This is a genomic window from Pseudarthrobacter sp. CCNWLW207 (assembly GCF_037203945.1).
In the GTDB taxonomy this organism is placed as follows: Bacteria; Actinomycetota; Actinomycetes; order Actinomycetales; family Micrococcaceae; genus Arthrobacter.
This window is the reverse complement of the sequence record NZ_JBBCBS010000007.1, coordinates 234,707-246,465: the sequence shown is the minus strand read 5'-3', so window position 1 is coordinate 246,465 and position 11,759 is coordinate 234,707. Positions and strand designations below refer to the sequence as shown.

The following is an 11,759-nucleotide window of genomic DNA, read 5'->3' as shown; positions in this document are numbered from 1 at the left end:
TGACAAGCCGTTTTGCGCTGCATGCCCGCTTCTGCGTATCCTTGGTGGGCTAGGAATAGCAATTGGAGACGTGCCAGAGCGGCCGAATGGGCTTCACTGCTAATGAAGTGTGGGGCACAACTCCACCGGGGGTTCAAATCCCCCCGTCTCCGCGTTTGGCCCCGGTCCCTGGACCGGGGCCTTTTGCGTTCCCATGACCCAACTAAGTAGCAGTTGATGTCGTTTTGAGCGCCCATAACGACATCAACTGCTACCTACTTGGGCCGGGGCGTATCCGCGGTGCGGACACCGCGGGCCCGCCGCCCCCACCGGTGGCAGGATTATCAGATGGCACAAAACAACCAGATGAGCGCGGATCCAGGCAGCGGGCAGGCGTGGAACCCGCGGTTGGCGTTGCTGGTGGCTGCCACGTTCTTTATGGAGTTTTTGGACGGCACTGTCCTCACTACCGCCATTCCCAGCATCGCCGGGGACTTCCGCGTGCCCGCGGCCGATGTGAACATCACCATGACTGCGTATCTGATGACGGTGGCCATGGGCATCCCCTTCAGCGGCTGGCTGGCCGAACGGGTCGGGGCACGCCGCGTCTTCTGCCTGGCCATTGCCGTGTTCACTGCCGCATCGCTGGCCTGTGCTTTGAGCCAGGACCTCACCATGCTGACTCTGGCCCGCATCGCGCAGGGGGCCGGAGGGGCGATGATGGTTCCGGTCGGAACCCTGGTGGTGCTCCGCGGGACGCCGAAATCCGAGCTGTTGCGCGCCACGGCGTTCCTGGTGTGGCCGGGACTGCTGGCTCCTGTGCTGGCGCCGTTGGTTGGTGGCGCACTAACCACGTATCTCTCGTGGCACTGGATCTTCCTGATTAACCTGCCGCTGGGCCTCGCGGCCTTCATTGCTGCTTTGCGGCTGGTTCCCGCCGGGGCAGGGGACCGTCAACGCAGGCTGGACTGGCTGGGCCTGTCCCTGACCACGGTGGGCGTGGGCGCACTGGTTGTTGGCCTGGAACTTTCCACGGCCCACCCCGACGGGCCATGGGGCGGCGTGAGCGCAGCGGCAGGCATTGCCGCCCTGGCCGGGGCTGCAGCGTGGATGTTGCGGGCCAGGAATCCACTGTTTGATCTCAGCGTCTTTGCTACACGCACCTTCCGGGCGATGGCAACAGGCGGATTTGTCTACCGCCTGACCATCAGTTCGGTGCCATTCCTCCTGCCCCTGATGTTCCAGGCCGGATTCGGCTGGACACCTTTGCACGCCGGCATCATGGTGGCGGCCGTCTTCATCGGCAACATCGGCATCAAACCGGCAACCACACCCTTAATCAGACGGTTCGGGTTCAAGCCGATGCTGGTCTTCGCGTCCCTCGCATCGGCACTGACCTTCGCATTGTGCGCCGTGCTGACCCCCGACACCCCGCAGGCCATCACGTTTGCCCTGCTGGTGTGCAGCGGGGCCTTCCGCTCGATCGGCTTTTCCGCCTACGCCTCGGTGCAGTACGCGGATATCGCCCCGGCGCAACTCACCTCGGCGAACGCCGTGTCAGCCACGCTGGTCCAACTGGCCACCGGTGCCGGGATCGCGGTGGGAGCGCTGCTGATCCGCGTTTTCGACGGCATGGAAGTGTTCCCACAGGACCCGGCGGGACCGTTCCGTGGCGCATTCCTGGCCATGGCCGTCCTGATGCTGTTCAGCACCGCTGACAGCCTGTCCCTGCACCGGCATGCCGGCTCGGAAGTCAGCCGGCCTGGCCAAGCACCAGTGGAAGCACAGCCCCCGCACCCGCCTGCCGGAGGGCCCGCCCAGCGACGGTGACTGTCCAGCGACTGTCTACGAGGTCGTCGATCAGCATGATGCCCTGGCCCTGCAGTGGCGCCAAGGATGCCTCCAGTTCCGGCCCCACTACCAGCCGGTCCCAGACTCCGGCCAGCCGGTAGGCACTGTTGCCGCCCCGGCCACCGGTAGGACCGCCATGGCCCAGCTCCAACTGGCCGAGGTAAGGGATGCGGCCAATCTCCGAAATCCCCCGGGCGAGGGACTGGACCAGCTCGGGCCTGCTCCGAGAAGGAATGTTCACAATGGCCGCCGGACGGCCCACACCGCTCCATGCCGGCGTGCGTCCGTCCCCGGTGGCCCATTCGCGTAGCACCTGAACGCAGGCCTGCAGCATGCCGGGGTCGATCGCCCGGTCCGCCGCGCCGGCAGCAAACAGTTCACGCAGTGCCCCGCCCCAACCGAGATCCGTGAGCCGGGCCAGGATCCGGCCATCCGCCAGCCCCTCGGCCGGTTTGATCTTGCCCTTGACCGGAACTCCCAGGCGGTCCATGCCGCTGGGCCACTGAAGGCGGGCTTCCAGGACCCCGCCTGCCCGGCTCAGGGTCTGGCCGGCCGCCGCGGTGGCCTCGGCGGCGATGTCCGCCCGGAACCACTGGCCTGCGCAGTTGTCACAGCGGCCACAGGCATGGGCGGTTTCGTCATCGAGGACCGAGGTGATGTATTCCATTCGGCATCCGGCAGTGTCCTGGTAGATCACCATGGAATCCTGCTCATCCACCCGGGCTTCGGCGATACGGCGGTAGCGCTCGGCGTCATAGACCCAGGGCTGGCCGGTGGACCGCCATCCGCCACCTACCCGTTCCACGGCGCCGTCCACGGCCAGGACCTTGAGCAGCAGCTCCAACGGGGTGCGACGGAGGTCTACCCTGGCCTCAAGGGCTACGGTTGAGACCGCGGCACCGGCTTCGGCCAAGGCAGTGAGCACGCCATTGGCCTTGTCTTCCGAAGGCATGGAGGCGGTGGCGAAGTACTGCCAGATGTCACGGTCCTCCGAACCGGGCAGCAGGAGCACATCAGCGTTGGCCGCACCGCGGCCGGCACGGCCCACCTGTTGGTAGTAGGCAACCGGCGAGGACGGCGCTCCGAGGTGCACCACAAAACCCAGGTCCGGTTTGTCAAAACCCATACCAAGCGCCGAGGTGGCCACGAGCGCTTTGACCTCATTGTCCTTCAGCAGCTGCTCGGCCCGTTCGCGGTCAGCAGGATCAGTCCTCCCGGTGTAGGCCAGCACTTTGTGCCCGGCCTCAGCCAGGAGCCGGGCGGTGTCCTCTGCGGCTGACACGGTCAGGGTGTAAATAATGCCGCTGCCGGGAAGGTCAGCCAGGTGCGTCAGGAGCCAGCCCAGTCGCTGCCGGGAGTCTGGAAGCGACAGGACGCCCAGGCGCAGGGAGTCCCGGCCCAGTGCCCCACGGATGGTCAGCACGCCGGCGCCCAGCTGTTCCTCGATGTCATGGACCACCCGCGAGTTGGCCGTCGCCGTGGTGGCAAGCACCGGGACAGTGTCCGGCAACTCGGTGATGAGGTCCGCGATGCGGCGGTAATCCGGCCGGAAGTCGTGGCCCCAGTCCGAGATGCAATGTGCTTCGTCAATAACAAGCAGGCCCGTCCGCCGGATGAGCTCCGGAAGCTGGTTTTCCCGGAAAGAAGGGTTGGTAAGCCGTTCAGGGGAGACCAGCAACACGTCCACTTCGTCTGCGGCGAGCTGTTCACGCACAGTGTCCCACTCCAGCTGGTTTGCCGAGTTGATGGCTACAGCCCGGACCCCCGCCCGGGCCGCCGCGGCCACCTGGTCCCGCATCAGGGCCAGGAGCGGCGAAACGATCAGCGTAGGTCCGGCGCCACGCCGCCTCAGCAACAGGGACGCCACGAAGTAGACTGCCGATTTTCCCCAACCGGTGCGCTGGACCACCAAGGCCCGCCGCCCGCCGTCGACCAATGCCTCGATGGCTTCGTATTGTCCGTCGTGGAAGTCTGCTGCCGGGTGCCCCACCAGTTCCCGGAGAACCTCCAGGGCCTGGGCATGCGTGGCTGAACCGGAAGCGACTGAAGCGGAAGGGGCTGAATCGGCAAGAACTGTGGCGTGCTGGTTATCGACCATTGATTCAGTATCCCAGCCACCACTGACAGCCAGAAAGCCGGAGGATGCGTATGTGGACAGTCCGGAGCCACCGGCCCGGGACTGCGGCCGGGCCGGCCGTCACACAAGGGGGAGCCCTCGACTATCCCTCCACAGGCATCCCCTGCGTCAACGTAAGATAAGACCCGTGACTAGCGAACAGACAAAGACTTTTGACCTCTCGGCATCCTTTAAGGCTTACGATGTCCGGGGCATCGTGGGCGATTCCATCACGGCCGAAATCGTCGAAGCTGTGGGAGCCGCGTTCGTCGATGTCCTGCAGCTGGAGGGCCAGACGGTCCTGGTTGGCGGCGACATGCGCCCCTCATCCCCCGAATTCAGCAAGGCGTTCGCAGATGGTGCCGCCACGCGCGGAGCCAACGTCCAGCTCCTGGACCTGATTTCCACCGACGAACTCTACTTCGCGTGCGGGTCCCTCAACGCGGCTGGCGCCACCTTCACCGCAAGCCACAATCCCGCCGAATACAACGGCATAAAGATGTCCAAGGCCGGCGCTCAGCCCATCTCGTCCGAGTCAGGGCTCAAAGAGATCCAGGCACTTGCCGAGCAGTACCTCAACGCCGGCTCCATTCCGGCGGCCCCCACCCGCGGCCTGATCGGCGTCCACGATGTCCTCAAGGACTATGCCGAGTACCTGCGCCAGCTCGTTGACCTTTCCGGTTCGCGCCCCCTGAAAGTCGTCGTGGACGCCGGCAATGGCATGGCCGGTCTCACTACCCCGGCTGTCCTGGGCGACGCACTCCTGCCGAAGCTTCCGTTTGAGATCGTCCCCCTGTACTTCGAGCTGGACGGCTCCTTCCCCAACCACCCGGCGAACCCGCTGGAACCGGAAAACCTCCGCGACCTGCAAGCTGCCGTGATCGAGCATGGCGCCGACATCGGCCTGGCATTCGATGGCGACGCCGACCGCTGCTTCGTCATCGACGAAAAGGGTGAGCCTGTCTCGCCGTCGGCCATTACCGGCATGGTGGCACGCCGCGAAATCGCCCGCGCCCAGGCACAGGGCGAGGCCACGCCCACCATCATCCACAACCTGCTGACATCGCGTGCGGTGCCGGAACTCGTGGAGCACGACGGCGGACGCGCCGTCCGGACGCGCGTGGGCCACTCGTTCATCAAGGCAGTCATGGCCGAGGAAGGCGCCGTCTTCGGCGGCGAACACTCTGCCCACTTCTATTTCCGCGACTTCTGGAACGCTGACACCGGGATGCTCGCCGCCATGCACGTCCTGGCCGCCCTCGGCGAGCAGGACGGCCCCCTCTCGGAGCTCGGCCGCGAGTACGAGCCCTACGTTTCCTCCGGCGAGATCAACTCCGAAATCGAGGACAAGGCCGGAGCCGTCGAACGCGTCCGCGCCGACTTCAGCGGCGAAGACGTCACCATCGACACCATGGATGGCAGCACCTTCACGGCCAACGACGGCAGCTACTGGTTCAACCTGCGCCCGTCCAACACCGAGCCGTTCCTTCGCCTGAACGCCGAAGCCACTGACCGGCCGACGATGGAACGCGTGCGCGACCGCGTTCTGTCACTAGTCAGGGGCTAAGTTCACAGTGGCTGACAACTCCCAGGCTGCCACGGGCGACACAGCAGGTTCATGGCGGGGCTCGGTCCCCGAGGCCACGGCCACGGACCTGGAGAACCTGCTCGGGACCGGGGTGGGCGCAGCCCAGGAACAGCTCCAGCGCAACGGCGGGTTCCTGCCGTTCGCCCTGGTAGTGGAGAACGACGGCGAGGTGCGGCTGGTTGCCGTGACGCCAGCCGATGCCGAGGACGGCTCCGACGACGACTTCGACGCGGACGCCATGATCAGCGACGTCACGGACGCTCTCCGGCAGAACCGTACCGAATTCCGGGCCACCGCCATCGTCTGCGACATTCTCCTGGTGGAGGAGGGCTCGGATGCCATCCACGTGGCGGCGGAACACCGGGATGGTTCGGTGTTCGCCGCGGTCCTCCCCTATTCCGCCAACGCGTCAACGTCCTCGTGGGAATTCGGCCAGCTCGCCGCTGACACCAACGAACCCTCCATCTGGGTGGACTAGACCGGCGCGCCAGCGATGAAGATCAATGCGTTTGCAGACGTCAGCCTCCGGGCCCTCATGGTGCTCGCCGCAGCCCCGGACGGCAACCTCCTCACTACGCAGAACATTGCCGACGCCGTGGGCACCCCCTATAACCATGTCAGCAAGGCGATGGCGAAGCTGCGCGGCCTCGGCCTGATCGATGTGGAGCGCGGCCGCACCGGAGGATCCAGGCTAAGCGCGGCCGGCAGCCGGGCAACCGTCGGCCATATCCTGCGACAACTCGACACGCGCTCGGATGCCGCCGAGTGCGTGGCCCCTAGCGGCGCCTGCCCGCTGATCAACGAGTGTAAATTGCGTGCGGCCCTCGCTCGCGCCCGCGAGGCTTTCTACCGTGAGCTCGATTCTGTAGTGGTGGCAGAACTTCCAAGCTCCTCCCAGATGGCCCCCGTCTTCGAGCTGATCGGGCTTCGCCCGGGCCTGTGAGCCGCGCCTGATTTGGCTCCTATTTCTACAGGGTGTAGAACTGGGGTATAAATACTCGCATTTTAAAGATGAGTATTTATCCCGGCCGGACGAAAGCTCCGGTCACTCTATCTCAGGAGTACGCATGCTCTCGGACAAATCTTTCCCTGTCATTGAGGCCACCCTGCCGCTGGTCGGTTCGCGGATCGGCGCCATCACTCCCAAGTTCTACTCCCGGCTGTTCGCCGCCCACCCCGAACTCCTTGACGGCCTGTTCAGCCGTTCCAACCAGCGCTCCGGAAACCAGCAGCAGGCCCTGGCGGGCAGCATCGCCGCTTTCGCCACCCACCTGGTCAACAACCCAGGCACCCTGCCCGAAACCGTGCTTTCCCGCATCGCCCACCGGCACGCGTCGCTGGGCATCACCGAACCTCAGTACCAGGTGGTCTACGAGCACCTGTTCGCGGCCATCGCGGAAGACCTCGCCGAAGTCATTACACCGGAGATCGCGGAGGCCTGGACCGAGGTCTACTGGCTCATGGCCGACGCACTGATCAAGCTCGAAAAGGGCCTCTACGCAGCCCAGGCCAACGGCAAAATGTGGACTCCTTGGAAGGTGTCCACCAAGTCCGCTGCCGGCGCTGGTTCCATAACCTTTACCCTGGAACCCGCCGACGACACCCCGGTGACGCCAGCCTTGCCCGGCCAGTACATCAGCGTCAAAGTCCAGGTCTCGGACGGCCTCCGCCAGGTCCGGCAGTACTCCCTCTCCGGCAATGCGGGCACCAGCCGGACCTTCACTACAAAGCTGGACGACGGCGGCGAGGTCTCCCCCGTGCTGCATAACGCCGTTGAGGTGGGCGACATCCTGGAGATCTCCAACCCGTATGGCGAGATCACATTGAAGGATGGCGACGGTCCGGTGGTCCTGGCCTCGGCGGGAATCGGCTGCACACCCACGGCGTCCATCCTCCGCTCCCTCGCAGAGTCGGCTTCGGAGCGGCAGGTGCTTGTCCTCCACGCAGAAAGCACCATGGAGAGCTGGGCACTGCGCGGCCAAATGACGGACGACGTCGAACGCCTCGCGGGTGCCGACCTCCAACTGTGGCTTGAGCAGCCCGAGCCGGGAACCAGGGAGGGCTTTATGTCGCTGCGTGAAGTGGACCTGCCGGCCAATGCGTCCCTGTACCTCTGCGGGCCGCTGCCGTTTATGAAGCACATCCGCAACGAGGCCATCAATGCGGGCATCCCGGCTACGAGGATCCACTACGAGGTTTTCGGCCCAGACATTTGGCTGGCTTCCTAAATTCATCGACTGTCCCCACCAGCGGCCCTTCTGAGCGCTCAAAAGGGCGGGTGCGGAGCAAAGGACGACAGAACGACGGCGACCCCGCACCTTTTTCAGCAAAGGTGCGGGGTCGCCGTCGTACTTTTTTGACCTGTCAGCCCAGGCGTGACTTCAGGGCGGCGAGCTCGGCCTGGAGAGCGTCCGGGAGTGAGCCGCCGAAGTTGGCGAACCATTCCTCGATGGACGCAAGCTCGGTTTCCCACTCAGCGGGATCCACGCGGACCGCTTCCTCAACCTGCGCAGGGGTCATGTCCAGGCCCTTGAGGTCGATGGAGTCGCCTGTCGGAACAAAACCGATGGGCGTTTCGACGGCGTCCGCCTTGCCCTCTAGCCGTTCGATGGCCCACTTCAGGACACGGGCGTTGTCGCCGAAGCCGGGCCAGGCGAAGCCACCCTGGGCGTTGCGGCGGAACCAGTTGACCAGGAAGATCTTGGGCAGCCGCTCCGGGTTGGCCTTGGCGGACAGGTTGACCCAGTGGTTCAGGTAGTCGCCGGCGTCGTAGCCGATGAACGGCAGCATGGCCATGGGGTCGCGGCGGACCACGCCGACAGCTCCGGCTGCTGCGGCCGTGGTCTCGGAGGACAGCGTGGAACCCATGAAGATGCCGTTGGACCAGCTGCGTGCCTCGGTGACCAGCGGAATGGTGGTCTTGCGGCGGCCGCCGAAGAGGATCGCGGAAAGCTCCACGCCGTTCGGGCTGTGGTATTCCTCGGCCAGCATGTCGATCTGGTCGATCGGCGTGCAGAAGCGCGAGTTCGGGTGTGCCGCAGGCTTGTCCGAATCAGGAGTCCAGGAGTTACCCTGCCAGTCCGTGAGGTGGGCAGGCACTTCCTCGGTCATGCCTTCCCACCACACGCCGCCGTCGTCAGTGAGGGCGACGTTGGTGAAGATGCTGTTGCCCTTTGCAATGGCACGCATCGCATTGGGGTTGGTGCCCCAGCCGGTGCCCGGTGCCACGCCGAAGAGACCGGCTTCGGGGTTGACGGCGCGGAGCTCACCTTCCTTGCCGAAGCGCATCCAGGTGATGTCGTCACCCAGGGTCTCCACCTTCCAGCCCTCAATCGTGGGATCAAGCAGCGCGAGGTTGGTCTTGCCGCAGGCGGAAGGGAAGGCTGCCGAAATGTAGTAGGTCTTCTGCTCGGGTGAAGTCAGCTTCAGGATGAGCATGTGCTCGGCCAGCCAGCCTTCGTCGCGGGCCATCACGGACGCGATGCGGAGGGCGTAGCACTTCTTGCCCAGCAGGGCGTTGCCGCCGTAGCCGGAGCCGAAGGACCAGATGGAACGCTCTTCGGGGAAGTGGACAATCCACTTGTCCGGGTTGCACGGCCACGGCACATCAGCCTGGCCGGCTTCGAGCGGGGCACCGAGGGAGTGCAGGGCCGGTACGAAGAACGCGTCGGTCTCGGTCATGCGGTTCAGGACGTCGGTGCCGATGCGGGCCATGATGCGCATCGAGGCAACAACGTAGGCGCTGTCGGTAATTTCGACGCCAAACTTGGGATCCTCGGCATCAAGGTGGCCCATGACGAACGGAATGACGTACATGGTGCGGCCACGCATGGAGCCGGCGAACAGTCCGCGCAGCTTCTGCTTCATCTCGGCCGGGGCCATCCAGTTGTTGGTGAAGCCGGCGTCGTGTTCCTTCTCGGAGCAGATGAACGTCTGCTCTTCCACGCGGGCTACGTCCGCGGGGTCGGAGAATGCGGCGAAGGAGTTCGGGAAGATCTCCTGGTTGAGCCGGGTCAGGGTGCCCGCGGCCACAAGTTCATCCGTGAGCCTGGTGTTTTCCTGTTCGGACCCGTCAACCCAGTGGATCCGGTCCGGCTGCGTTAGCTCAGCAACCTCTTCGACCCATGCCAGCAGTGCAGCATGCGTGGTGGGTGCTTTCTCAAGCAGCGGCTGTTGTGCCAGATCGCCCATTGCGGTTCCCTTCCTCGGGTTCATCGGTGTGAGCTAAATGCTATGGGCCGGGAGGGCTCGAGTTTTTGGGCCCGGACTGCTCGATAGTGAGCGTTTCGAGTGGAAACCGCGTAAATTCAACAAAGATGGCACCACAACAGGGCAATTAAGTGACGAAGGTCACCTAGACCGGTCTAGTCACCCAGATTACACACGTTTCGATTTGGTACTACGGCCCACCCTCGCGTAAAGTTATTCGAGGTTCGGGGAGAGCAGAGATGTTCTTCAAGAAACAAGATGCGCCCATAGCTCAGCTGGATAGAGCGTCTGTCTACGGAACAGAAGGTCAGGGGTTCGAATCCCTTTGGGCGCACAGATGAAGGTCCGCGCCGGTTCGCCGGTGCGGACCTTTTGCTTTAAGTGCCCGCCGCCGCCGAGGTTCCACCGAACCCTTCGCCCGCTGGGCACACCCCCAACTGGCCCGGCAGGGAGCCCATCCCCGGCGTAGGCTAAAGCAATGACGCCAGAGCCCTTGGAACGCGAATTCGATGTCATCGTGATCGGCGCCGGCGCCGCTGGCGAAAACGTGGCGGACCGGGCCGTCCAGGGCGGGCTGACCGCCGTCCTGGTGGAGGCGGAACTGGTGGGCGGCGAGTGTTCATACTGGGCCTGCATGCCGTCCAAGGCGCTGCTCCGGCCCGGCACGGCCCTCCACGGGGCGCAGACGGTGCCAGGAGCAGGAGAAGCAGTCACCCGCACGCTCGATGCCGCCGCAGTCCTCAAACGGCGCGACTACTTCACCGCGAATTGGCAGGATGACAGCCAAGTGAAGTGGGTGGAGGACTCGGGGATTGAGCTCATCCGCGGCCACGGGTGGATCACCGCCCCGCGCGCAGTGGAAGTAGCCGGACTTGATGGCAGCACCCACCTCCTGACGGCGCGGCACGCCGTCGTCCTCGCCACTGGCTCCACCCCCAACAGGCCTCCGATCGAGGGACTGGCTGACCTTCGCCTCTGGGGCACCCGTGAAGCCACCTCGGCCAAGGAAATCCCGGAACGCCTGGCAGTCGTCGGCGGCGGCGTCGCAGGGGTTGAGCTGGCGCAGGCGTTCGCCAGGCTCGGTTCCAAGGTCACCCTCGTGGCCCGGAGCCGGCTGCTGGGCACTTTCCCCGAGGAAGCGGCCCAACTGGTACTGGCGGGCCTGCGCGCGGACGGTGTTGAAGTCCGGCTCCACACCACCACCAAGAGCGTCAGCGAAAACGAAGACGGCACCTTCACGGTCAGCCTCGGCGACGGCGCTTCCGTCTCCGCCGACAAGGTCCTGGTGTCCACGGGCCGCCACCCGGCCTTGGAAGGCCTCGGGCTGGAAAGCGTCGGCCTTGGTGCACCGGACGGCAGCCCCCTGAAGCTGACCACGGATTCCACCGGGCAGGTTAACGGCCTGCCCGACGGCGACCCTTGGCTTTACGCCGTAGGTGACGCCGCTGGGAAGAACCTCCTCACCCACCAGGGCAAGTACGAAGCCCGCGCAACAGGGGATGCGATAGCCGCACGTGCCAAGGGTGAGCTGAATGGCGAGCCGGCACCGTGGAGCCGCTATGCGCAGACAGCCAACCAACATGCCGTCCCCAATGTGGTGTTTACGGATCCTGAGCTGGCCTCAGTGGGCCGAACCCTTGACCAGGCCACGAAAGACGGATTCAACGCCACCTCGGTGGAATTGCCTATCAACGTATCCGGGTCTTCCCTGCATTCGGAGCATTACGAGGGCTGGGCGCAGCTGGTGGTCGACGAGGACCGCGAGGTTCTCCTGGGGGCCACGTTTGCGGGACCCGATGTGGCTGAGTTGCTCCACGCCGCAACCATCGCAGTAGTGGGTGAAGTGCCGCTGGACCGGTTGTGGCACGCGGTCCCCTCCTACCCCACGGTTAGCGAAGTCTGGCTGCGGCTGCTGGAAAAGTACGGCCTCTAAGCCCACCGCCAACGTCTTCCACGTCCGGACAGGAGCTTTATTTGAACTGACCGGTCAGTTTAGTTAGACTGGCAGGAGACCAT

8 protein-coding genes and 2 tRNA genes are annotated in these 11,759 nt (G+C 64.9%); 8 read left to right on the top strand and 2 right to left on the bottom strand.

The features are described from left to right. The first annotated feature begins 64 nt into the window (after window positions 1-64). Together V9L17_RS14485 and V9L17_RS14480 are read left to right on the top strand one after the other, a co-directional pair. Window positions 65-152, top strand: a tRNA-Ser gene (locus V9L17_RS14485). A 175-nt stretch (window positions 153-327) separates the two neighbouring features. Further along, window positions 328-1,809, top strand: coding sequence for an MFS transporter (locus tag V9L17_RS14480; RefSeq protein ID WP_337351937.1), 1,482 nt, complete (start codon window positions 328-330; stop codon window positions 1,807-1,809). Here V9L17_RS14480 and V9L17_RS14475 read toward each other — a convergent pair. Beyond that, the gene (locus V9L17_RS14475; RefSeq protein ID WP_337351936.1) at window positions 1,733-3,928 is read right to left on the bottom strand and encodes a RecQ family ATP-dependent DNA helicase; all 2,196 of its coding nucleotides are present in this window, start codon (window positions 3,926-3,928) and stop codon (window positions 1,733-1,735) included. The genes V9L17_RS14480 and V9L17_RS14475 overlap by 77 nt on opposite strands. Window positions 3,929-4,094: 166 nt before the next feature. Between V9L17_RS14475 and V9L17_RS14470 the strand changes: the two genes are divergently transcribed. The 4 genes from V9L17_RS14470 to V9L17_RS14455 all read left to right on the top strand — a co-directional run bounded on the left by V9L17_RS14470 (window position 4,095) and on the right by V9L17_RS14455 (window position 7,762). After that, the gene (locus V9L17_RS14470; RefSeq protein WP_337348070.1) at window positions 4,095-5,513 is read left to right on the top strand and encodes a phosphomannomutase/phosphoglucomutase; all 1,419 of its coding nucleotides are present in this window, start codon (window positions 4,095-4,097) and stop codon (window positions 5,511-5,513) included. A 7-nt stretch (window positions 5,514-5,520) separates the two neighbouring features. Then, a complete protein-coding gene (locus V9L17_RS14465; RefSeq protein ID WP_337351935.1) occupies window positions 5,521-6,012 on the top strand; it encodes a hypothetical protein in 492 nt (163 codons plus the stop codon). A gap of 15 nt (window positions 6,013-6,027) precedes the next feature. Then, window positions 6,028-6,477, top strand: coding sequence for an RrF2 family transcriptional regulator (locus tag V9L17_RS14460; RefSeq protein WP_337351934.1), 450 nt, complete (start codon window positions 6,028-6,030; stop codon window positions 6,475-6,477). A gap of 124 nt (window positions 6,478-6,601) precedes the next feature. Further along, window positions 6,602-7,762, top strand: coding sequence for a globin domain-containing protein (locus V9L17_RS14455; protein ID WP_337351933.1), 1,161 nt, complete (start codon window positions 6,602-6,604; stop codon window positions 7,760-7,762). Window positions 7,763-7,898: 136 nt separating this feature from the next. On the opposite strand, the gene V9L17_RS14450 is transcribed toward V9L17_RS14455, so the two are convergent. After that, window positions 7,899-9,725 carry a phosphoenolpyruvate carboxykinase (GTP) gene (locus tag V9L17_RS14450; protein WP_337351932.1) on the bottom strand — a complete coding sequence of 609 codons (1,827 nt, stop codon included), beginning with the start codon at window positions 9,723-9,725 and terminating at the stop codon, window positions 7,899-7,901. 278 nt (window positions 9,726-10,003) lie between these two features. Between V9L17_RS14450 and V9L17_RS14445 the strand changes: the two genes are divergently transcribed. Together V9L17_RS14445 and V9L17_RS14440 are read left to right on the top strand one after the other, a co-directional pair. Then, window positions 10,004-10,077, top strand: a tRNA-Arg gene (locus tag V9L17_RS14445). Window positions 10,078-10,221: 144 nt separating this feature from the next. Further along, on the top strand, window positions 10,222-11,676 hold the full coding sequence (locus V9L17_RS14440) for a dihydrolipoyl dehydrogenase family protein (protein WP_337351931.1): 1,455 nt from the start codon (window positions 10,222-10,224) through the stop codon (window positions 11,674-11,676). Window positions 11,677-11,759 lie beyond the last annotated feature (83 nt).